Source organism: Phreatobacter aquaticus, from assembly GCF_005160265.1.
GTDB classification, from domain to species: domain Bacteria; phylum Pseudomonadota; class Alphaproteobacteria; order Rhizobiales; family Phreatobacteraceae; genus Phreatobacter; species Phreatobacter aquaticus.
In genome coordinates this window covers 2572870-2595592 of the sequence record NZ_CP039865.1, presented here as the reverse complement: position 1 = coordinate 2595592, position 22723 = coordinate 2572870, and the positions used below count along the sequence as shown (strand labels likewise).

The 22723-nt window shown below is 66.5% G+C and carries 21 protein-coding genes and 1 tRNA gene; 17 read left to right on the top strand and 5 right to left on the bottom strand.

The genetic code is table 11. The features are described from left to right. Nucleotides 1-188: 188 nt before the first annotated feature. From E8L99_RS12130 to E8L99_RS12105, 6 genes are all read left to right on the top strand, one after another. The gene (locus E8L99_RS12130; RefSeq protein WP_168201656.1) at nucleotides 189-653 is read left to right on the top strand and encodes a response regulator; all 465 of its coding nucleotides are present in this window, start codon (nucleotides 189-191) and stop codon (nucleotides 651-653) included. Between the two features lie 174 nt (nucleotides 654-827). Further along, complete coding sequence (locus E8L99_RS12125; protein ID WP_252511093.1) at nucleotides 828-2105, top strand: MFS transporter; 1278 nt, start codon at nucleotides 828-830, stop codon at nucleotides 2103-2105. Nucleotides 2106-2130: 25 nt separating this feature from the next. Then, nucleotides 2131-2892 (top strand): SDR family NAD(P)-dependent oxidoreductase, encoded by a 762-nt coding sequence (locus E8L99_RS12120; RefSeq protein ID WP_137099777.1) that lies wholly within the window; start codon nucleotides 2131-2133, stop codon nucleotides 2890-2892. A 12-nt stretch (nucleotides 2893-2904) separates the two neighbouring features. Next, on the top strand, nucleotides 2905-3804 hold the full coding sequence (locus tag E8L99_RS12115; protein ID WP_137099776.1) for a polysaccharide deacetylase family protein: 900 nt from the start codon (nucleotides 2905-2907) through the stop codon (nucleotides 3802-3804). Between the two features lie 170 nt (nucleotides 3805-3974). After that, nucleotides 3975-4724: an SDR family NAD(P)-dependent oxidoreductase gene (locus E8L99_RS12110; protein ID WP_137099775.1), complete on the top strand. Its 750-nt coding sequence runs from the start codon at nucleotides 3975-3977 to the stop codon at nucleotides 4722-4724. A 185-nt stretch (nucleotides 4725-4909) separates the two neighbouring features. After that, complete coding sequence (locus tag E8L99_RS12105) at nucleotides 4910-6202, top strand: GGDEF domain-containing protein (protein ID WP_137099774.1); 1293 nt, start codon at nucleotides 4910-4912, stop codon at nucleotides 6200-6202. 9 nt (nucleotides 6203-6211) lie between these two features. Here the strand turns inward: E8L99_RS12105 and E8L99_RS12100 are convergent, their stop codons facing one another. Next, nucleotides 6212-6544: an SH3 domain-containing protein gene (locus E8L99_RS12100; RefSeq protein WP_137099773.1), complete on the bottom strand. Its 333-nt coding sequence runs from the start codon at nucleotides 6542-6544 to the stop codon at nucleotides 6212-6214. Nucleotides 6545-6735: 191 nt separating this feature from the next. On the opposite strand from E8L99_RS12100, the gene E8L99_RS12095 reads away from it, so the two are divergent. The 5 genes from E8L99_RS12095 (at nucleotide 6736) to E8L99_RS12075 (ending at nucleotide 11498) form a co-directional block, all read left to right on the top strand. After that, a complete protein-coding gene (locus tag E8L99_RS12095; RefSeq protein ID WP_168201655.1) occupies nucleotides 6736-7827 on the top strand; it encodes a DUF1176 domain-containing protein in 1092 nt (363 codons plus the stop codon). Nucleotides 7828-8049: 222 nt separating this feature from the next. Then, complete coding sequence (locus E8L99_RS12090; RefSeq protein WP_137099771.1) at nucleotides 8050-9570, top strand: PAS domain-containing sensor histidine kinase; 1521 nt, start codon at nucleotides 8050-8052, stop codon at nucleotides 9568-9570. Continuing rightward, a complete protein-coding gene (gene fixJ, locus E8L99_RS12085; protein WP_137099770.1) occupies nucleotides 9560-10177 on the top strand; it encodes a response regulator FixJ in 618 nt (205 codons plus the stop codon). Before E8L99_RS12090 ends, fixJ begins: the two co-directional genes overlap by 11 nt. Nucleotides 10178-10305: 128 nt before the next feature. Then, entirely contained in the window at nucleotides 10306-10683 is a 378-nt protein-coding gene (locus E8L99_RS12080; RefSeq protein ID WP_137099769.1) for a response regulator transcription factor, read from the top strand. A 122-nt stretch (nucleotides 10684-10805) separates the two neighbouring features. After that, complete coding sequence (locus tag E8L99_RS12075) at nucleotides 10806-11498, top strand: helix-turn-helix domain-containing protein (RefSeq protein WP_137099768.1); 693 nt, start codon at nucleotides 10806-10808, stop codon at nucleotides 11496-11498. A gap of 301 nt (nucleotides 11499-11799) precedes the next feature. Here the strand turns inward: E8L99_RS12075 and E8L99_RS12070 are convergent, their stop codons facing one another. The 4 genes from E8L99_RS12070 to E8L99_RS12055 all read right to left on the bottom strand — a co-directional run bounded on the left by E8L99_RS12070 (nucleotide 11800) and on the right by E8L99_RS12055 (nucleotide 15680). Further along, on the bottom strand, nucleotides 11800-13995 hold the full coding sequence (locus E8L99_RS12070) for a xanthine dehydrogenase family protein molybdopterin-binding subunit (RefSeq protein ID WP_137099767.1): 2196 nt from the start codon (nucleotides 13993-13995) through the stop codon (nucleotides 11800-11802). A 3-nt stretch (nucleotides 13996-13998) separates the two neighbouring features. Then, nucleotides 13999-14451, bottom strand: coding sequence for a (2Fe-2S)-binding protein (locus E8L99_RS12065; protein WP_137102093.1), 453 nt, complete (start codon nucleotides 14449-14451; stop codon nucleotides 13999-14001). Nucleotides 14452-14583: 132 nt separating this feature from the next. Beyond that, nucleotides 14584-15555, bottom strand: coding sequence for a glycosyltransferase family 8 protein (locus E8L99_RS12060; RefSeq protein ID WP_137099766.1), 972 nt, complete (start codon nucleotides 15553-15555; stop codon nucleotides 14584-14586). 51 nt (nucleotides 15556-15606) lie between these two features. Further along, nucleotides 15607-15680: transfer RNA gene (locus E8L99_RS12055), tRNA-Gln, on the bottom strand. A gap of 244 nt (nucleotides 15681-15924) precedes the next feature. On the opposite strand from E8L99_RS12055, the gene E8L99_RS12050 reads away from it, so the two are divergent. The 6 genes from E8L99_RS12050 (at nucleotide 15925) to E8L99_RS12025 (ending at nucleotide 22717) form a co-directional block, all read left to right on the top strand. Beyond that, nucleotides 15925-17553, top strand: coding sequence for a long-chain-fatty-acid--CoA ligase (locus E8L99_RS12050; protein WP_137099765.1), 1629 nt, complete (start codon nucleotides 15925-15927; stop codon nucleotides 17551-17553). Nucleotides 17554-17944: 391 nt separating this feature from the next. Continuing rightward, complete coding sequence (locus E8L99_RS12045) at nucleotides 17945-19354, top strand: DUF898 family protein (RefSeq protein ID WP_137099764.1); 1410 nt, start codon at nucleotides 17945-17947, stop codon at nucleotides 19352-19354. Between the two features lie 2 nt (nucleotides 19355-19356). Then, on the top strand, nucleotides 19357-20463 hold the full coding sequence (locus E8L99_RS12040; RefSeq protein ID WP_137099763.1) for a M48 family metallopeptidase: 1107 nt from the start codon (nucleotides 19357-19359) through the stop codon (nucleotides 20461-20463). A gap of 21 nt (nucleotides 20464-20484) precedes the next feature. Next, a complete protein-coding gene (locus tag E8L99_RS12035) occupies nucleotides 20485-21261 on the top strand; it encodes a DUF1499 domain-containing protein (protein WP_137099762.1) in 777 nt (258 codons plus the stop codon). Nucleotides 21262-21273: 12 nt separating this feature from the next. After that, on the top strand, nucleotides 21274-22419 hold the full coding sequence (locus tag E8L99_RS12030) for a M20 family metallopeptidase (RefSeq protein ID WP_137099761.1): 1146 nt from the start codon (nucleotides 21274-21276) through the stop codon (nucleotides 22417-22419). A gap of 94 nt (nucleotides 22420-22513) precedes the next feature. Beyond that, entirely contained in the window at nucleotides 22514-22717 is a 204-nt protein-coding gene (locus tag E8L99_RS12025; protein WP_137099760.1) for a hypothetical protein, read from the top strand. The last annotated feature ends 6 nt before the right edge of the window (nucleotides 22718-22723 follow it).

The window sequence follows — 22723 nt, the reverse complement described above, 5'->3', positions numbered from 1 at the left end:
CCTGCCGCCTGGCTTGCGAGCCCATACCGCACCTTTGCAACCTGGCGTAGCTATCACGGGTGCGTCAGTTGCCGCAGAGGACAAAAGCACGCTATCCTTTCACCCGATCGTTGGTACGCGAATGATGAGCGAATCAACTGACACGTGCGGCCCTATCTTCAGCCATGGCATTCGGAGTTGCCACGCACATGATTACCCGTCTGATGATCGTCGATGACGAGCTGCATGACATCGGCTTCATGATGCAGTTCTTCAAGGAAGCGCTGCCGGCTTGCCAGTTCGAGACCTTCTCGTCTGCTGAGGATGCCCTCTCCCGCCTCCATTTCGCCGAGGCGAAGGGCGACAACCCCCAGCTGCACGAAGACCCCGACATCATCATCCTCGATCTGTCTCTCGGCGCGATGAACGGCTTCGAATTCCTCAAGGCATTGCGCAGCGACGAGATGACCCGCCATATTCCGGTTGTGGTCATTTCCGGCGACAGCTCCCGTCAGGCGGTGGATCGGGCCTACGAGCTGGGCGCCAACGCGATGTTCCACAAGCCGCAGTCGCTCGACGGCTACCGGACGATGATCGAATCGATCGTCGCCTACTGGGCCCAGACCGCGCGCCATGGCGGCGCAGCCGCGGATCGTCCCGAAAGGGCTGCCTGAGGTCCTTCGGTACCGCCGCATTTCCAGCCGATACGACGGGATCGCAAGGCTGTCCGGCCTTGTCGCATTGTTGCAACATGACAGAGGCCGGCTCATCCTTTCGGGCGAGGGCGCAGCGGCGGCGGCATGATCAAAGCCCCCGGCAAGACAGCGCCCCCGCTGAGGGGCTCAACAATGTCTTCCATCGATCAAACGAAAAGCCGCAAGGCGGTTTCCGCCGCGGTCGTCGGCAATGTCCTCGAATGGTACGACTTCGCCGTCTATGCCTATGTGGCATCCATCATCGCCCGGAAGTTCTTCCCCGGGCAGGATGAGGTCGCGGCTCTGCTCTCGGCCTTCATGGCCTATGGCCTTGGTTTCCTCGCCCGGCCGCTCGGCGGCATCATCATCGGCCGCATGGGCGATGTCTCGGGACGCAAGAACGCCCTCCTCCTGACCATGTTCCTGATGGCGGCCGGCACCGTCATGATCGGCCTTCTGCCGACCTATGCCTCGATCGGTTTCTGGGCGCCGCTGCTGCTGGTGGTCGCCCGCCTGATGCAGGGCTTCTCGGCCGGCGGCGAATGGGGCGGTTCCACCGCCTATATCGTCGAATGGGCGCCCAAGGACCAGCGCGGCTTCTATGGCTCGTTCCAGCAGATGAGCGTGGTTGCAGGCCTTCTGCTCGGCTCCGGCATGGCCGCCCTGATCACCACCTTCATCACCACCCAGCAGATGGACGATTGGGGCTGGCGCGTGCCGTTCCTGCTCGGCGGCATCCTGGGCCCTGTCGGCCTCTACATGCGCCGCACCATCGACGAAACCCCCGCCTACAAGGCCGTCAGCGAGGGCAAGCCGGTGGCGAAATCGCCCGACGACGACACCTCGCCCTGGCTGCTCGCCGGCCGTGCCTTCGGCTTCACCATCGTCTGGACGGTCTGCTTCTACGTGCTGTTGAACTACATGCCGACCTGGACGCAGCGCTACATGAGCATCTCGGCCTCGGCGGCACTCTGGGCCAACACGGCCGGCCTGCTGGCGCTGATGCTGGCGATCCCGGTCATGGGCCTCTTGTCCGACAAGTTCGGCCGCAAGCCGCTGCTGATCGCCTGCTGTCTGTGCTTCGTCATCGTGCCCTATCCGATCTTCACCTATCTCCTGTCCGGCGGCGTCTCGCTGCCGATGCTGATCCTGGTGCAGGTGGTCTTCGCGCTGATGATCTCGATGTTCTCCGGCGCGGGGCCAGCGGCCATTGCCGAGATGTTCCCCACCCGCAACCGCTCGACCTGGATGACCACTGGCTATGCGCTGGCGGTCGCCCTGTTCGGCGGCTTCGCGCCGTTCATCTCGGTCTGGCTGATCTCGACCTTCGGGTCGCCGATCGCCCATACCTACTATCTGATCGCCGCCGCCATCGTGTCGACCATCGTCATCTGGCAGCTGCGCGAGACGGCCTTCGACGACCTGCAGTGACGACCGCAACCGCGGAGAGAATGCCATGCTGATCCGTTTCGACGGACGCAAAGTCATCGTCGCAGGCGCGGCGCGCGGGATCGGGCAAGCCATCGCCCGGTCGCTGGCCGCCGACGGGGCGGAGGTCTTCGCCTGCGACCTGATGGTGGAGGCGCTCGAGCCGCTCGCCGGCCCGGTCGAGGGCGGTGGCTCGATCCGTCCGCTCGCCGTCGATGTCACCGACGAGGCGTCCATCGCCCGTGTGGTGGAAGCGACCGGCGGCCGCGCTGACATTCTCGTCTATGTCGCCGGCGGCGTGCGCGGACAGAAGCCGAAGCCGCTGGAGGAGGTGTCCGGGGACGATTTCGACGCGATCGTCGACGTCAACCTGAAGGGCGCCTTTCTGTTCGCCAAGGCGGTGGCGCCGGGCATGAAGGCTCGAGGTAAGGGCCGGATCATCACCATTTCCAGCCGCGCCGGCCTGGCCACCTCACTCACCGGCATCCAGAGCTATGCCGCCTCCAAGCACGGCCAGATCGGCCTTGTGAAGCAATTGTCCCAGGAACTTGGGCCCTTCGGCATCACCGTCAATTCGGTGGCGCCGGGCTTCATGGCGACCAGTCCCGACTACGAGCGCCAGTGGAACAACTGGACGCCCGAATATCGCGCCAATTTTGCGAACAACATCGCCATGCGGCGCATGGGCAAGCCGGAGGACATTGCCGATGCGGTGACGTTCCTCGCCTCCGACCATGCGTCCTGGATCACCGGGCAAACGCTCCCGGTGACCGGTAATCCGCTGCTCTGACAGGAGATGACCATGACCGACATGTCCAAGCTTGAACCCTGGCAGTGGCCGGAAGATCACTGGCGCGGCCTGGTCAACCATGTGCGCGCCGGCAAGACCTATCGTCCGGCCAAGTGGAAGGACGGCAAGCGCATGGCCTTCGCGCTGTCGTTCGATTCCGACCACGAGACCAACGAGCTGCGCGACGGCGGCAAGTCGGTCGGGCGCATGGCCTGGGGCCAGTACGGCAACCGCGTCGGCGTACCGAATATCCTGAAATTGCTCGCCAAATATTCGGTGCCGGCAACCTTCTACGTGCCAGCGGTGGCAGCCCTGCTGCACTCCGATGAACAACGCCGGGTGATCGCCGAGGGCCACGAAATCGGGCTCCACTCGTGGATCCACGAGCTGAACTCGGTGCTCTCCTACAAGGACGAGCGCGACATCATGATGCGCTCGGCCGACACGCTGGAAAAGATCACCGGCGTGCGCGTGGTCGGCTCCCGCACGGCGTCGTGGGACTTCTCGCCCCACACGCTGCGGATCACCAAGGAGATGGGCCTCCTCTACGATTCATCCCTGATGGCCGATGTCGACTGCTACGAGCTGCTGCTCGACGGCGAGGAGACCGGCGTGGTCGAGCTGCCGGTGGAATGGATCCGCGACGACGCGCCCTATTTCATGATGCTGCGCTTCCAGGGCCTCAGGCCCTACACACCGCCGGAGGGTGTGTTCGATGTGTTCCGCCGCGAGTTCGAGGCGGCCTACGAGGAAGGCGGCATCTTCCAGCTCACCACCCATCCCCACATCATCGGCTATCGCTCGCGCATCTGGATCATCGAGGAGCTGATCCGGCTCGCCAAGGCGAAGGGCGATGTGTGGTTTGCCACCCATGCGGATGTCGCGCGCTTCGCCAAGGAGAATGCGGCCTGAGACCCGTTCAAACGAACGGTGCGTCTAGATCCAAGCGTCATGGCAGGCCTTGTGCCTGCCATCCACGCCTTCAAGGAGCCATCATGCGGCATCCAAAGGCGTGGATGCCCGCCACAAGGGCGGGCATGACGGCTGAAAGCTGACGTCAACAACGATCTGAAGGAGCCGATATGAGCACGACAGCGATCGTCACTGGCGGCGCACGCGGCATCGGCAAGGCCTGCGCGGAAGCGCTCGCCGCCAAGGGCTGTGACATCGCGCTCATCGACCTGCTCGAGGACGACATGGCGGCGACGGCGAAGGAGATCGCCGCCGCCCATGGCGTGAAGACGCTGACCTTCACTGCCGATGTCACCGACTTCGCGCGCGCCCATGCGATCGTCGATGAGGTGGCGAAAGCCTGGGGCCGGATCGACGTGCTGGTGAACAATGCCGGCGCGCCGAACCCGAAGCCGATCCTGGAGATCACCGAGGACGAGTTCGACCGCACGATCGCGGTCAATCTCAAGAGCTGCTTCAACTACATCCATGCGGCGGCGCCCATCATGCTGGCGCAGGAGGGCGTGGCGCGGATCGTCTCCATGTCGTCGCTCAACGCGCTGTCGGGCGGTGTCACCAGCGCGGTCAGCAAGCATTCCTATGCCGCCGCCAAGGCCGGCATTCTCGGCCTGACCCGCTCGCTCGCCAAGGAGTTCGGGCCGAAGATCGCCATCAACGCCATTTGCCCGGGCGTGATCGCCACGGATCTCCTGAAGCGGATGATCACCAACAGCCACGATTCCCTCGTGCGCGGCATCGCGCTCGGACGCATGGGCGCGCCGGAGGATGTGGCGAGCCTCGTCGCCTATCTCGCCACCGAACCGCACATGTTCATGACCGGCCAGCATTTCGTGGTCGACGGCTTCCAGTGGAGCTGCTGAGGCGCGGGCCAGACGGTGAACAAATCCGTTTTGGCGGGAAGGCGAAAACGTCCACGCTACCGTAAGGGAAGTCTCGACTGGCGTTTCTGCGCGGCGGCCAGTGGATACCCAGGGTTAATCTTTCCGTGTGAAGACCGGAAGGCTGGTGCCCACGTGAATGACGGCGCCCGCAACCTGGGACATCAATGCCGACATCTTTGATCAATTGCTGGTTGTTGCTTGGCGAGGCCCTGCTCTATTTCGGCGTGATGGCCGTCCTTTTCCGCCTTCGGCACCGCACCGGCCTCGGCCTGATGTTCTGCGCGCTCGGCGTCATGCATTTCCTGGAGACTTATCTCGCCAGCGTGTTCTACGTGGCGCTGCCCTTCGGCATCATCTCGCCGGGCTCCACCGTGCTGTTTTCCGGCAAGCTGGTCATGCTGCTGCTGATCTACATGCGCGAGGATGCGGTCACGGTCCGCCAGCCGATCTATGGCCTGCTGGCCGGCAATTTCCTCATGGTTGGCCTGGTATTGATCCTGCGGCTGCACGAGGTGGTCGGCGGCGCAGGCCGGGTCCCCGATATCGGCTTCATCGACGAGATGGGCTGGCTGATGGTCTGGGGCACGACGCTGCTCTATGTCGATGCCATCGCCATCATCCTGCTCTACGAGAAGCTCGGTCAGGTCCTGAAAGGCCATCTGTTCGCCCGGGTGGCACTCGCCTCCTGCGCGGTGCTGACCTTCGACCAGATCGGCTTCTTCGCCGCCCTGCACTGGATCACCGGCGCGCCGGTGGCGGTGCTGTTCGGCGGCTGGTTCGCCAAGATGGCGGCAGCCCTGGTGTTCAGTGCGCTGGTGGTCGGATATCTGCGCTGGTTCGAAACCGTGGGCAGCGACACCGCGCCTGCAATCAACGACGTGTTCGACCTCCTGACCTATCGCGAGCGCTATCATGCCGCCCTCGAACAGGCCAATCGGGACGGCCTGACCGGCCTGCAGCACCGCGGCTCGTTCGAAAAGAGCGGCGAGGCGGCCGTGGCCGAGGCGCAACGCACCGGCCGGCCCCTGAGCCTGATGGTCATCGACGTGGATCACTTCAAGGCGATCAACGACCGCCGCGGTCATGCCAGCGGCGACCAGGTGCTCAAGACACTGGCCGGCCTGCTGACCGATTGCGTCGGCGAGAATGGCCAGGTGTTCCGCATTGGCGGCGAGGAATTCGCCATCCTCGCCCCCCAAGGCGAGACAGTCGCCAGGTTGCAGGCGGAGATGCTGCGCCAGCATGTCGCGATCTGCACCCGCAACGACCCGCAGCCCGTCACGGTCAGCATCGGCGTTGCCAGCGTCTCGGCCGACACGAGCGACCTGCTGGACCTGTTCTCCTGCGCGGATCGCCGGCTCTACCGGGCCAAGGCCGAGGGCCGCGACCGCGTGGTGGCGGCCGATCCGGTCGAGGAGGCCGAACTGCCGGCCCAGGCCCAGCTGCGCCTCGCCTGAACAGGCCGCTCAGCCGCAATCGTCGAGCAGGCCCTCATGCACCCAGCCTGTGCGGCCGCGCGGTGCTCCAACGGCGCGAAGCTCGCCATCCGCCCAGTGCGAGACCTTCACCCATTGCCCCCGGCGTGACGGCTGGCCGGGGCTCGCATGGTGCATGGCGACCGTATGGCCCGCGGCCATCCGGACAAGCAGGCGGCCGCTGGGCGAGGGTTCGGCGCGCAGCGCCACGAAACCGTCGGATGTCGTCTTGATCGCGCAGGCGGCGCTGGTGGCCGCCGCGGGGCCCGAGCCAAGGCCGAGCGAAAGCGTGGTGGCGGCGAGTGCGAGAGCAAAGAAGCGCATGGCGGAATTCCCTTGGGTCCAGGTCTGTTGCGCCGTCAGTGCCATGCCCGCGCTTCCGTGCCATGCCTGGGCCACCCGCCCGGGCTTTCCATCCTGTTTCCTGTGTTTCCGCCCAGGCTTGCCGCGAACCCGCCCGCGGAGCGCAATCGAAACCCTCGCTGCCTATTGCCGGGGTCTCACCGGAGTTGCCCATGTTGCGCCGCCTTGTCCTGCCCGCTTTGTTCGCCTCCGCCCTGTCTGTGCCCACCCTGGCCGGCGAACTCGGGACGCAGCGTGAATTTCGCAACTGGCTCGCCTCCTGCGACAATGTCCGGTCGTGCCAGGCGGTGAGCCTGAAGCCCGACAGCGATGACACGGCCTGGGTTCTGCGCCTCCAGCGCGACGGGACCGCCAGCGCGCCGGTCCAACTGTCGATCCTGCCAACCGACGGCGAGCCTGGCCCCGGGACCCGACTGGTCATTGCCCATGCGGGCCGGCCGATTGCCACCCTGGCGGTCGGCCGCGGCATGGCGATTGTCGACGAGGTGCTGGTGATCCAGGACCGGGCGGCGATCCAGGCGGTTCTTTCAGCGGCCCGCACGGCGGAGAGCCTCGATCTGCGCTTCGACCCCGCCATTCCCGCCGACAAGCCGGTGCAGACCATCTCGCTCGCCGGCATCAGTGCGGCGCTGCTCTGGATCGACGAGCAGCAGCAGCGGGTTGGAACCACCACGGCCCTGGTGCGCCCGGGATCGCGGCCGGCCTCGGCCGTTCCCGCGCCGCCCGCCCTGCCGCCCGCACCGCCCGAACGCTCCCAGCCGGCCGGCTCATCGAAACCCGTTTCGGACGCCGCCCGCCAGGCCATGGAGCAGCATTCGCAGAGCTATTGCGAGCGCGACGACAGGTCGCCCGATACCGAGGGCGCAACGGCGATCCCGCTCGGCGGCACGCTCTTGCTTGCCTCCGTGCGCTGCTTCAGTGGCGCCTACAATTTCTCGCGCGCCTTCTTCCTGCTGGAGGACGGTCCGCAGCCGGTGATCCGTCCTGCCCTGTTTCCGCGCCCCCACCGGGACGCGACGCCCGACGATCCGCAGTCGCCCGACAATGTGCTGACCAATGGCGAGCCAGACGAGGTCTCCGCTGCGGTGTCCTACTATGCCAAGGGCCGGGGCCTCGGCGATTGTGGGGATCTCGGCACCTGGCAATGGGACGGCCGCGCCTTCCAGCCCATTGTCTACCGGCGCATGCCGGTCTGCCGGGGCATTCCCGCCTATCACTGGCCACTGCTCTACCGGACCCGCTGATCGCGCCCGCTCGGGCACAAGAACAGAGTAGGCCCGACACCCGGTTATGCTTCGTCGACGGCTCGCGGGGGTGGATGCGCGTGTCGATCCCGTCGGTATTCCGGGTCCAATGCAGACAGCGCATTGCTGAATCTCGGAATGGGCTGCATACCGGATGGATTGACGACAGCCTCCGCATGGAGGACTGACTCGTCTCTATGACTGAATGTGAGAGTGCCGGACATGCCATCCCCCGACGGCAGCCGCTCCCTTGATGCAGCGGCCCTGATCGGCGCGACACTCGACGTCGCGCTGTTCGTGCTCGATTCAGACGCCCGCATCGCCAGTTGGGGGGCCGGGGCCGAGGCGCTCTATGGTTTCACCGAGGCGGACATCGTCGGGCAGCCGTTCTCTCGCCTGTTCGCCACCGAAGCCCATGCCGACGGCCAGCCCGGCCGCGACATCGAGACCGCCCGTAGCGAGGGCCGGGCGAATGGCCAGCATCGCGGGCAGAACCGCGACGGCAGCACCTTCACCGCCCACACGACGCTCAGGCCCATCGGGCCGGCCGGCCGTGTGGAGGGGTTCGCCTGCCTCGCCTGGGACGCAAGCGACCGGCTCAGCGCGGAGGCCGCCCTGCGGGCGCGCGAGGCGCATCTGACCTCGATCCTGGAGACCGTGCCGGACGCGATGATCGTCATTGACGAGCAGGGCGCGGTCCAGTCGTTCAGCCGCGCCGCAGAGCGCCTGTTTGGCTATGCACCGGCCGAGGTGACCGGGCAGAACATCAACATGCTGATGCCCTCGCCCTATCGCGAACAGCATGACGGCTATCTTCAGCGCTACCACACCACCGGGGAGCGCAAGATCATCGGCATCGGCCGCGTGGTGGTGGGCCAGCGCAAGGACGGCTCGACCTTCCCGATGGAACTGTCGGTCGGCGAGATGCGCTCGGCCGGCGCACGGTTCTTCACCGGCTTCATCCGCGACCTGACCGAGCGCCAGCAGACCGAAACCCGCATGCAGGAGCTGCAGTCGGAGCTCATCCACATGTCGCGCTTCACGGCGCTCGGCGAGATGGCCTCGACGCTGGCCCACGAGATCAACCAGCCGCTGACCGCCATCGCCAATTACCTGAAAGGCTGCAACCGCATCCTGTCGCGCATGGAGGGGGGCGAGGTCCCCATGCTGCAGGAGGGCGTCAACATGGCGGCCGAGCAGGCGCTGCGGGCAGGCAAGGTCATCCGCCACCTCCGCGATTTCGTCTCACGCGGCGAGAGCGAGCACCATATCGAAAGCCTGCCGAAGCTGATCGAGGAAGCAAGCGCGCTGGCGCTTGTCGGCGGCAAGGAAAGGGGCGTGCGCGTGGCGATGCGGCTTGATCTGAAAGCCGCCCTGGTGCTGGCAGACCGCATCCAGGTCCAGCAGGTGCTGCTCAATCTCATCCGCAATGCCATCGAGGCGATGGACGACAGCGCCAGGCGCGAGCTGACCATCGCCACGCGCGCCGACGACGGCGACGGCACGGTCGAGATCAGCATCCGCGACACTGGCGGTGGTATCGCCGATGAGATCCTGGCGCGGCTGTTTCAGCCTTTCGTCACCAGCAAGCAACAGGGTATGGGTGTGGGGCTGTCGATCTGCCGGACCATTGTCGAGGCGCATGGCGGCAAGATATGGGCTGAGGCCAATCCCGGCGGCGGAACGATCTTCCGTTTCACGCTGAGGGCGGTCGAGCCGGAGGAACAGACGAATGCCGGGTGAGAGCATTGTGCACGTTGTCGACGACGACCTCGCGGTCCGTCAGTCGCTGTCGTTCCTGCTCGCATCCGATGGGCTGGCCGTCCGGCTCTACGACAGCGCGCTGGCCTATCTCGACAAGATGCACGACACGATCGGCTGCATCGTCACCGATGTGCGCATGCCGGGCATGGACGGCATCGAGTTCCTGCGCGAGCTGAAAGTACGCGGGTCGACCCTGCCGGTGATCGTCATCACGGGCCATGCCGACGTGCCGCTGGCGATCTCGGCGATGAAGGAGGGCGCGGCCGACTTCATCGAGAAGCCGTTTGCCGACGACGTGTTCCTCGGCTCGGTGCGTGGCGTGCTCGACAAGTTGGCGAAGACGATCCACCACCAGCAGCAGGTCGCCGAGTGCCGCAGCCGCCTGAAGCTCCTCTCGGAACGCGAACGCCAGGTGCTGGACGGCCTGCTTGCCGGCAAGGCCAACAAGGTCATCGCTTTCGATCTCGATATCTCGCCGCGCACGGTGGAGATCTACCGCGCCAATGCGATGAGCAAGATGCAGGCGGGCAGCCTGTCGGAACTGGTGCGCATGGTCCTGCAGGCCGATGAGGACCGCGCGGCCTGAACCACAGTTCCTTAAGGGGAATTGCGGAGTAGCCATCGCGACGCGGGTTGAGCCAAATCAAGCATCGGTGCCCAGGGCTCCGCTAGCTTGATCCTGAGTTCCCCTCAGGCGCCGTTCAGGACATTGCCATGGTTGCCGCCCGGGGCCCTGTTTTCGTCATTGACGATGACGAGGCCGTTCGGAAATCGCTGAAGTTCGTTCTTGAGCTTGAGGGCCTGGACGTCGTCCTGTTCCGCGACGGCGAGGCGTTCCTCGCCCATGTCGACCGGACGACCGATGGTTGCCTGCTGGTCGACCATTTCATGCCGGTGATGACCGGCGTCGAGTTGATGCTTGAACTGAGAACGCGCCAGGTCGTGCTTCCCGCCATCCTGATGACGGTGCAGCCCTCCGACGAGCTGGACCACCGTGCCCGGGCCACCGGCTTCACCCATGTGCTGGAAAAGCCGCTGAACGGCGGCACGCTGATCGAGGCGATCCGCCTGGCGCTTGCCCACCGGGCCTGACAGAGGGCGGCCCGGTGCGGCACCCCTCAGGGATAGTCCTGAGTACACCATCTGAATTTTCGGCATCCCCGCCCGGGTCTATCGGTTGATCAAGCCAACCAACCCGAGCAGGACACCCCCCGATGCTTGCCACCAGCCCCCAGACCTCCGCACGCCTCCCGGTTTCGCCTGCCCTGTTCGGCCAGATGCGGGCCGAGACGCTGCCGGCCCTGCGGCCCCAGGTGGCGCCGCAGAACCGGATGAACTTCACCGACGGGCAGGAAATCTTCGCGGAGGGCGACGATGCCGCCCATGTCTACGAGATCGTGTCGGGTGCCGTGCGCACCTCCAAGCTGCTCAGCGACGGCCGCCGCCAGATCGACGCCTTCCATCTGGCCGGCGACATTTTCGGCATCGAGCTGGGCGCCGAGCACCGCTTCTCGGCCGATGCGCTGGGCGACGTGACATTGATCGTGCGCCGCCGCGTGTCGTTCACGGCAAGGGCCGGCGAGGATCCGGCCGCGGCACGCGACCTCTTGACCTCCACCATGCGGATGCTGGAGCGCGCGCAGGACCATCTGGTGCTGCTCGGCCGCAAGACGGCGATGGAAAAGGTCGGTTCGTTCCTGCTGTCGCTCATGGAGCGCTCGAACGGCGGCGATCATCTCGAGCTGCCGATGTCCAGGCTCGACATTGCCGACCACCTGGGTCTGACCATCGAGACCGTGTCGCGCACGCTGATGGAGCTGCAGCGCAAACAGGCGATCGAATTCGCGCCCTGCAGCCGCGCCATCATCGTGAAGAACAAGGGCATGCTGCGCCGCATGGCGGAATGATGGGGGCTGGCCTCCGTTTCACGACTGGATGACAGCCGAACCTCCGGGTCCGGAAACGATCGGCGCCCTCCCGCGTTGATCGCTTGCACGACGGGCCGGCATCCCCCTTGGCACGGCGGGCGCACATCCAGAACCTCAGCCGGCGTTGTCGACAAGACGACGCCGGTCTTTTTGTGGGGGATCACGACGCCGATCCCTCACAACCGCCTCGGCAACCTTGGTGGCCGAGCGCGTCGCCTCAAGGTGGCAGAGCCGCAATGCCGGAGACGGCAGCACGTCGGTTGGAAACGCCCGTCCTCGCTTATGTCTTGAGTGCCGACATGACTCGATCCGCCGTGAAGGGCGCGTTGGCGAGGCGCTTGCCCGTCATGGCAAGGATCGCATTCGAGACGGCCGGTGTCACGGATGCCAGCCCCAGCTCGCCCACCGGCATCGGAATGTCGCCACTGCGGATGATCCGGATCTCGATCTGCGGTGTCTCGGACATGCGCAGGATCGGATAGTCCGTGTAATTGTGCTGCTCGACGGCGCCGTTCTTGTGCGTGATCCGCTCCTTGATCGCGCTTGAAAGGCCCCAGATCAGCGAACCCTCGACTTGCTGGCGGATGTTGCGCGGCTGTACCGGCAAGCCGACATCGACCGCGCACCAGAGCTTCGAGACGCGGATTGTCCCGCTTGCCCGATCCAGCGTTGTTTCGGCGACGACAGCGGCAAGCGACTCGCCCAGCTGCGGCACGCCAAGCCGCGAGAAGGCAACGCCGAGGCTTGCCCCTTCACGCGCCTTCGGCCAGCCGGACATCGCGGCGACAGCCTGAATCACAGCCTTGGCGCGCGCATCCTTGAGGAAGGCCAGGCGAAACGCGACCGGATCCTGCCCGGCGAGCTTTGCCAGATCGTCGACCATCGCCTCGATGGCGAAGGCGTTCGGCCCCGCGCCAATGCCGCGCCAGGCGGCAGTCCTGACGCCGCTATCCTCGTAGACATGTTCGGCCAGGTGATGAGGCACATCGTAGAGCGGCACGTCGGCATGGGCCATGACGATATGGTCGACGCCCTTCTGGGCATCGAGCCGCGCCTGCCCATAGACCTGCAGCACGACAAGATCGGCAGCGAGCCGGTGCTTCCAGGCGGTCACCTTGCCGCTCGCATCGAGCCCGACATCGATCCGGTGCGCGGTCATCGGGCGGCAATGGGCGTTGATGACATCATCCTCGCGCGTGGCCATGAGCTTCACCGGACGCCCGATGGCCTTGGAGACTTCCACGGCCTCGCTGGCATATTCGGTCTGGGCGCGCCGGCCGTAGCCGCCACCCATCGGCTGCATGTTGACCTTGACCTTCTCGGGCGGAACGCCGGCAATCCTCGCCGCGTCGCCCTGCACTTTCGTCGGCCATTGCGTGCCGGTCCAGACCTCGACGCCATCCGCCGTCACGGAGGCAACGCAGGTCAGCGGCTCCATCTGCGCGTGATAGGCATAATCGGTCGAATATTCCCCGGAGACGACCCGCGCCGCAGACGCAAGCGCAGGCTCGACCTCGCCCGTCTTGCGGCCGACAACGGCTTGCTTCGTGGCGTCCTTTGCATCGGCGACATATTTCGCCAGGGCGGCCGTTGAGTCGTAGCCACTGGCCGGTGCGGCATTCCACTCGACCTTGAGGGCCGCACGCCCAGCCATGGCCTGCTCGACGCGCTCGGCGACCACCACAACGCCCTGCGCGAGGGGAACCACGGCGATGACACCCGGCATTTTCCGGACCTCATCGCCATTATGGCTCTTGGGCCCGCCATCCATGACCGGCGCGCGCGCGATGACGGCATGGGCCATGTTCGGCACGCGCACGTCGATGGCATAGGTCGCCCGGCCGGTCGACTTGGCCGGCACGTCCCAGCGGGCGACATCCTTGCCGATCAGGCGGAAATCCGCGGGCTTCTTGAGTTGCTCGGGCTTGATCTCCGGCAGCGGATTGGGAACCGTCGCGAAGCCGGCGATCTCGCCATAGCTCAGCCGGCGATTGCTTGGCCCATGCACGACCATGCCGGGCTCGGTCGTAAGCTCGGTGGCCGGGACGTTCCAACGCGCGGCGGCAGCGTCGATCAGAACCCGGCGCGCCTGTGCACCCGCTGTGCGAAGCGGCATCCAATAGGCGCGGGTCGTGAGGCTGGCGACGACAAACTGCGCGCGGAAAACGGGATGGTTGTAGGCAGCGGCAACGGGTGCGGTTTCCACGCGCACACGGCTCCAATCGGCATCCAGCTCCTCGGCGATGATGAGCGGCAGCGACGTGTTGGTCGCCTGCCCCATCTCGGGCGCGGGCGCCATGATGGTGATCGTTCCGTCTGGCGCGATCTTCACATAGGCGTTGAGCGTTCCGCCGGACTGAGCCTGCGCGTCCGTGCCGGCAGTCCCGAAGGCAAAGGCAAAGGAGAGGCCCGCGGCACCGGCGAGCAGGTTCCGGCGAGACGGTGCGATCGCGATGGCGTTGAGGGAGCTGGTCATGGTTCAGGCTCCCTGGCTTGCGCGTTCGACGGCGGCGATGATCTGATTGTAGCTGCCACAGCGGCAGAGATTGCCGTCCATGGCGTCGACGATCTGCTGGCGGGTTGGCTTTGGCGTCTGGGCCAGAAGCGCCGCAGCGCTCATGACCTGACCAGACTGGCAATAGCCGCATTGGGGCGCCTGTTCGGTGATCCACGCCTTGATCACGGGATGATCCGCGCCGCCCGGCAGGCCTTCGATGGTCACGATCTTCGCGCCGACAGCCCCCGAAAGGGGCGTGGCACACGCCCTTGCAGCAACGCCATCGATGTGGATCGTACAGGCCCCGCACGCTGCGACGCCACAGCCATATTTTGTGCCGGTGAGCCCGAATTCCTCGCGCAAAACCCAGAGCAGAGGTGTCGAGGGGTCAGCCTTGCTCTCGCGCGACTGCCCGTTCACGTTGATGACGGTCATCAGTCCTCCCCATTTCTTTATTCTTTGATCGAAGCCTATCCCATCCTTTTGAAAAGGAAAGGCGCCGACGGGCAGGCTCAAACAGTCTCACGACGTGCCCCTCGATGACGACCCCTCGCCCCTCGCGACCAATCACCGCATCCAGCGCGCGACAAGGCCGCGAGCGCGCGCCAAGCCGGTGCGTGCGTGCGAGCGCCATCGGGCGACGGTCCGGCCTCGCCGCAACCGCCGCCCCCATCGGGTTTTCGCCGCCTGGCGCCAGTACAGATGGTCGTGGACGGTGGGCGGCGTGCCGGCATGCCAGGGCTTGGCCGGTCCTGAAAAATGGACGATCCAGGGATCGGAGCGCCAGATGTGCTGCAGCGACAGCAGGGCATAAGGCTTGCCCAGAGGCGAGACGGCGGAGGCCTTGGCGGCAAAGCTGTTCCAGCGCGCATCCAGCGGCGCCCAATCCTTGCCGCAGACCATGTTGAGCGCGTCCTGGTCGGCCCAGACGAAGGGCCCCTTCCGGCGGATCAGATCGGTGCAGCGCCGCGCGATGTCCCGTGACCGCCAGGCCTCCAGATCGATGACCATGACGCCCGAATTGAAATAGTCCGACGGCTGCGAATAGGCGATCCCCAGATGATCGCGCAGATAGGTCATGGCGACGCCGCCATAGGGGGCCGGCAGCGGCGACAGCAGCTCGAAATAATAGAGCGGGACATCGGCCATGGCGGCGTGGAGTCGCCCGCCCAGGGCGTGGTCGTGCAACTCGCCGAGGTCGCGCAGCACAAGGGTGTCGGCATCGAGATAGACAACCCGCCCGATGCCGGTCAGCACGTCAGGCAGGCTCAGCCTGAACAGCGCCGCCCGGGACAGCGGGGGCGCAATGTCGATGTCGGCGAAGCGGCTGGCGAGGTCATGAAGCGCGATCGACAATCCCGGCCGTTCGAGCTCGGCAAAAGCGGGAGCGAGGTCGTCCGCCAGCCCGTCATGGAGCAGATGCACCACCATCGGCCGGGTGGCCTTCGCCGTGTCGCGGATGGACGACACGAGGACCAGCCCCGGCAGCAGCATGGCCCGATCGAAGGCGATCGCGACGTGGATCGGTGAGTGGGTCACAGAGGAACACTCGGTCAATGTCTTGCCGCCGGCCAGCTGGCCTGAGGCCCTTGGCTGGGTCGCTAGGATTCGAACCTAGATAGCGGGAATCAAAATCCCGAGTCCTACCATTAGACGACGACCCACCGGCGGACGGGCGCATGTGAAGGGCGCCGGTCGCGAAGCGGGCGGACCATAGCGACCGTCGCGGGAGGGTTCAACGGCCTTCGGTCGAAAGCGGTGAATTGCGCGGCGGCCAAGCCGAAGCTGCGGCGAGAAGCCCGGTTTGCGCCTCGGCCAAGCGCCGGAGTTTACGGGTGCGCACCGGCTCGTCTAGTTTCGCCGCCAATCAGGGTCCGTGCGCAGGCCCACACATACCGGAGGAATGCCATGCTCGGTCTCATGCAGGACTGGCCGCTGCTGATCTCGAAGATCATCGACCATGCCGGCCTCTACCATGGCGGGCGCAAGGTGATCTCCCGCTCGATCGAGGGGCCGATCGTCGAGACCACCTATTCGGCCATCCGGCTGAACGCCAAGCGGGTGGCCAAGCGGCTGGAGATGGACGGCATCAAGCTCGGCGACCGGATCGGCACGGTCGCCTGGAACACCTGGCGCCATCTGGAGGTCTGGTACGGCATCACCGGCATGGGCGCGGTCTATCACACGCTGAACCCGCGCCTGTTCCCCGAGCAGATCGCCTGGATCGCCAATCACGCCGAAGACCGCGTGATGATGATCGATCTCACCTTCGTGCCGCTGATGGAGAAGCTCCAGGACAAGCTGCCGCTGGTCGAGCGCTACATCGTGCTGACCGATGGCGCCCACATGCCGCAGACCTCGCTCAAGAACGCGGTCGCCTATGAGGACTGGATCGGCCAGGTCGACGCCGATTACGAGTGGAAGCAGTTCGACGAACAGACTGCGGCGGGCATGTGCTACACGTCCGGCACCACGGGCAATCCCAAGGGCGTGGTCTATTCCCACCGCTCGAACATCATCCATTCGCTGATGTGCAACGCACCCGACATGCTGGGCCTGTCGTCGCGCGACGTGATGCTGCCGGTGGTGCCGATGTTCCATGCCAATGGCTGGTCGCTCGCCTTCACCGCGCCGATGGCCGGCACCTCGCTGGTCATGCCCGGCGCCAAGATGGACGGCGCCTCGATCGCCGAACTGCTCACCATCTACAAGGTGACGCATTCGGCCGCCGTGCCGACCGTCTGGCTGATGCTGCTGCAGGAGCTGGAAAAGACCGGGCAGATGCTGCCCGACCTCACCAAGGTGATCATCGGCGGCTCGGCCTGCCCGCGCGCCGTGACGGAAAAGTTCCGCGACGTCTATGGCGCCGAGGTCATGCATGCCTGGGGCATGACGGAGATGAGCCCGATCGGCACGCTCTGCTCGCTGAAGCCCGAATATGCCGATCTCACGGGCGACGCCTGGCTCGACATCAAGGAGACGACGGGCCATCCGCCCTTCGGCGTGGAGATGAAGATCGCCGACGACGCGGGCACCGAGCTTGCCCGCGACGGCAAGGTGTTCGGCAGGCTTCTGGTGCGTGGACCGGCGGTGGCGCGGGAATATTTCAAGGGCGAGGGCGGACAGATCCTCGACGCCGACGGGTTCTTCGACACCGGCGACGTCGCGACTATCGATCCGCACGGCTATATGCGCATCGTCGACCGCTCGAAGGACGTCATCAAGTCGGGCGGCGAGTGGATCTCGTCGATCGACATCGAGAACCTCGCCGTCGGCCACCCGGACGTGGCGGAAGCCGCCGTCATCGGCATCGCCCATCCGAAGTGGGACGAGCGGCCGCTGCTGGTGGTAGTCGCCAAGGCCGGGCGTGCGCCGACGAAAGAGAGCGTGATGGCCTATATGGAGGGCAAGATCGCCAAGTGGTGGCTGCCCGACGACGTGGTGGTGGTCGACGAGATCCCGCACACCGCGACCGGCAAGATCCAGAAGACGACGCTGCGCGACCGGTTCAAGGGCTACACGCTGCCGACGGCGTGAGGCTGGGGGGCTGGCTAGCCGAGATGCCGGCCGCACATCGACTGCCTCCTGACCTCATCCTGAGGTGCGAGCGTTAGCGAGCCTCGAAGGACCTTTTGAGGACAGCGCCAGCGCAAGGGATCCTTCGAGGCCCGGGCTTCGCCCGCGCACCTCAGGATGAGGTCCGGAGGGTTGCCGCCAACGAGACTAATGAGCTGAGGCTTCGCCTAACTCGCAGTTCGACTGTTGGCGCTATGTGCCGATAGCGCACTCAAGTCCCCCTCCCCGCTTGCGGGGAGGGCTGGGGTGGGGTGGACTTTTCCCCTCGAAACATCCCCTGCCCTCCCGGGACTTGGCCCGGAAACCCTTGCCGGCCTATGCTCGCGTTCATCCGCCGACGGAGACGCCACGCATGACCGACGCTGCCGCCCAGGCTCCCGTCCCTGGCCCCTGGGGACCGCGCTCGACCGCGGGCGCCATGGCTGCCGCCGAGGCCGCGTCGCGGGCCGCCGCGATGCCCCCCGGCTGGACCGAGGCGGGCGGGCCGCCACCACCCACCGGCTGGGTGAATCCGGCCATCGCCATGCCGCAACCGCCGAACACCGCCGCCATGACCTTCACCGGCCTTGGCGGCAGCCTGTTCGGCCTGCTCACCATGGGTTTCCTGCTGCAATTGGTGACGCTCGGCCTCTACCGTTTCTGGCTGATCACCGATGTCCGCCGGTTCTACTGGTCGCACACCATGGTTGGGGCCGAGGCGATCGGCTATACCGGCCGCGGCCTGGAGCTGTTCAAGGGCTTCCTCATCGCGCTCGCCATCCTGGTGCCGCTGAAGGCCGGCGCCTTCTTCCTGGCGCTCGGCCTGCCCCAGGCCGACATGGTGATCTCGATCGCCCTGTTCCTGATCCTGATCTTCCTCGGCCAGTTCGCCGCCTATGCGGGACGGCGCTACCGCCTGGCCCGCACGGCGTGGCGGGGCCTGAGGCTGCGCATGACCGGCTCGGCCTGGGCCTATGCCGCCAAGGCCTTCGGCCTGTCGCTCATCGTGATCGCCACGCTCGGCCTCGCCCTCCCCTGGACCACGGCCTATCTCGAGCGGATCAAGATGCGCGAGACCTGGTATGGCGACGTCCAGGGCGATTTCACCGGCGAGCCGTTCCAGCTGTTCAAGTCCGGCATCATCATCTGGGCCATCGGCTTCGGCCTGCCCCTGGTGATGGTCTATCAGGCGCTGAGCGGCACGCCCTCCGGCTTCTTCGAGGCCTTGTGGCACGATGCGCGGCAGGGCGATTTCAGCCCGCGCGGCCCGATCGCGGTCGCGTTCATCGCACTGACCGGGGCCATCGTCCTGTCGGGTGTCATCGCCGTCCTGCTGTTTCCGGCCTTCCAGGCTGTCCTGTTCCGCTGGCGGATGAGTGGCACGCGGCTTGGCGGCGCAAGCCTTGTGTCTAACCTCACCATCGGCAGGTCCTACCGGGTCTATGGCCTCGGCATGCTGGCGGCGATGGGCTGCATGATGGTCTTCAGCCTGAGCCTGACGATCGTCCTCGGCGGTCTGGCCTATACGTTCTCGACCTTCGGATCGGCCAGCGGCACTGGCATCGCGGCCATGGTCTTCATCGTGCTGGCCTATCTTCTCAGCTTCGGCGCCTTCTGGATCTTCAAGCAGGTGTTCATCGATCTCCGGTTGCACCGCGCGCGGGTCAATTCGATCGCCGTCCTGGGCATCGCGGCGCTTGACGGCGTCGCCGCCCGCAATGTCGACGCTTCCGCCATGGGCGACAGCCTGGGCGATGCGGTCGATATCGGCATCGGGTTCTGATCATGCCGAGCGTGCCCGCCACCTATTACGACGGCCTGACCTCCACCCGGCAGACGGCGGAAGTGTCGCTTCATCCCGAGGGGCTGGCGCTGTTCGGCCTGGACGGCCGGATGATCACCACCTGGCCCTATCCGAAGATCCGGCGCATCGAGGGCTTTTCCGGCACCGGCCTTGCCATCACCCGCCTGCCCGAACCCGGCTCCACCGCCGAGCCGCGCCTGGAAATCGCCGATCCCGCCTTCGCCTCGCAACTGGCCGCGCGCGCGCCGCTCACGCTGACCCATGGCCTGGCGGCCCGCCGCGAGCGCTGGACGGTGGTCGGCTGGGCGATTGCCGCCGTCGTGTCGCTCCTGGGCCTCGCCTTCATCGGCCTGCCAGCGATCGCGGGACGCCTGGCGCCACTGGTGCCGTCCTCGGCCGAGGTCAGGCTTGGCGCCACGATGGATCCGCAGATCCGCCAGATGTTCGGCGGATCGCGCGGACTGAAGACCTGCACCAACCCGGAGGGCGTCGCCGTGCTCGCCGAACTGGTCGGCCGGTTCGAGCGCGCAGGCGGCCTGCATCTGCCGCTCAAGGTGGTGGTCGTCGACCATCGGCTGGTCAATGCCTTCGCGCTGCCCGGCGGCTATATCTACATTTTCAACGGCCTGCTGCAGAAGGCGCGCTCGGCGGATGAACTGGCCGGCGTGCTGGCCCATGAGACCGGCCATGTGAAGCTGCGCCACGGCCTGCGCTCGGTGATCCAGGCTGGCGGCCTCGGCTTCCTGCTCGGCACGGTGTTCGGCGATTTCGCCGGCGGCACCGCCATCGTCTATGCCTCGCGCAGCCTGATGCAGAGCGCGTTTTCCCGCGATGCCGAACGCGAGGCGGACCATTTCGCCGTCGATCTGATGCTGAAGGCCGGCGGCGATCCGATGGGGCTCGCCCGCTTCTTCATGGGCTTCGGCGTTCCCGACCCGGGCGGCCTTGCCTGGATCTCGTCGCACCCGGCCAATGCCGAGCGCGAACAGGCAATCCGCGACGCCGTCGCCCAAAGGACCGCCGTCGCGGCAGCCCTCACGCCGCAGCAATGGACAGCGCTACGCTCGATCTGCCAGAAGACGGAATAGCCACCCCGGATTGCCCGTCGCATGCGCCGCAGCGCCCTTGTCGAGCCCACCTCCCGCCTCGCCGTCTCCAGCCTCTGGCTGACCGCCATCGGCATCGCCGTTGCGGTCATCGCCGTGCTGGCGACCCGCGCCGACTGGCTGGATGGCGGGCAGGCCGTGCTGGCGCTGGCGATCGGGCTTGGCCTCATCGCCCTGTCGCTTCTGATGGCGCTCATTGCCGGCGCGATGATCTGGGTCACCGGCTATCGCGGCGCGCGCTACGCGGTGGCCGCCGCCCTCATCAGCGTCGCCATCCTCGCCTATCCCGCGGCGCTGGCGGTGATCGGTTCGCGGCTGCCGGCCCTCAACGACATCACCACCGATCCCTCCGATCCCCCGGCCTTCGACATCGTGGCCTCGGCCAGGCCCGCAGGCGCCAATCCATCGGCCTATCGGCCGGCCCTGGCGGAGTTGCAGCGCCGGCTCTATCCGGAGATCCGGCCGGTCGAGATCGACCTGCCGGCCGAGGACGTCAACGAGCTCGTCACCGACATGATCGACGAGAAGAAGTGGCGCATCCTCGACCAGGTCGATTTCCGCGGTCCCCAGCGCGAAGGCCGGTTCGAGCTGGTGACCCGCTCGCTGGTCATGGGCTTTCGCGACGATATCGTCATCCGCATCCGCCAGGTGGGGCCGCGCGCGCGCATCGACATCCGCTCGGCCGCCCGCTACGGCCTGCAGGATTTCGGCGTCAATGCCCGCCGCGTGATCACGGCCATCGACGAATTGAGAACCGCCGCACGGCGTGCGCAGCGTTAGGAAGACCAGACCATGACGATCAAGGCCGCCACCATCCCGCTGCACGAGGACGAGCTGATCGAGGGCATCCGCCGCTGGGTCTCGGTCGAAAGCCCGACCCATGATGCCGGGGGCGTCGAGGCGGTGCTGGACGAGGTGGAGAAGGATTTCGCCGGCCTGCCGGTTACCCTCGACCGCCGTCCCGGCATTGACGGCTATGGCGGCACGCTGAAGGTCTCGACCTCGGAGCCCTCCAACGAGAAGCCGATCCTCGTCCTCACCCATATCGACACCGTGCACCCCAAGGGCACGCTGACGGGCCGCCTGCCGTTCCGCCGCGACGGCGACAAGCTCTACGGTCCCGGCCTCTATGACATGAAGGGCGGCGCCTATCTGGCGGTCGCGGGCTATCGGGCACTGGTGCGCGCCGGCGTGCCGACGGCCCGGCCGGTCACCTTCCTGTTCACGCCGGACGAGGAGGTCGGCAGCCCGACCTCGCGCGCCATCATCGAGGAGGAGGCGAAGAAGGCCGCCTTCGTGCTGGTGACCGAGCCCGCCCGCGACGGCGGCCGTATCGTCACCGCGCGCAAGGGCGTCGCCCGCTTCGTGCTGACCGTCACCGGCCGTCCGGCCCATGCCGGCGCCCGCCACCAGGATGGCCGCAGCGCCATACGCGAACTCGCCCACCAGATCCTCGTGATCGAGGGCATGACGGATTATGCCCGCGGCATCACCACCACGGTCGGCATCATCAAGGGCGGCTCGGCGGCGAATGTCATTCCGGAGAATGCCAGCTGCGAGATCGACCTCAGGGTGCCCGATCCGGTGATCGGCGCGGAGATGCTGGCGAGGCTGCGCGGGCTGACGCCGGTCGGCCCTGACGTGACGCTGCATATCGAGGGCGACCTCAACCGTCCGCCCTATCCGAAGACGGCGCTGACCGCCGACGTGCTGGTGCGGGCACAGGCAGTGGCCAGCGCCATCGGCTTCGACCTGGAGGATTGCCCGATGACGGGTGGCGGCTCGGACGGCAATTTCACCGCGGCGCTGGGCATTCCGACCCTCGACGGCCTCGGCATCGACGGCGCCGGCGCCCACACGCTGGACGAGCACGGCCTCGTCTCGTCGATCGTGCCGCGCGCGCGCCTGCTGGCGGGGCTTATGGAAACCCTTCGCTGATCCGGCAAGGTCCGGGTAACCCAGCCCGGAAAGCCGAAGGTAACCCGTCGCCGCTAGGGTCCCCCCGACAAGCCAAGACGGGAGCAGCCGAAGCATGGCCGACATGTGCGCGAATTGCCGGAACTATTGGGAGCAGCGGGGCACCAGCGCGGGGCTCTGCCGCGCCCATCCGCCAGTGCTCGTTCCATCCGACGGCACCGCGCGCTGGCCTGGCGTGGCACGCAGCGACTGGTGCGGCGAATATCGGATCATTCCGCCGCCGGAAAATCCCGGCATCCGACGAGCGGTCGCACTTTAGAACTTA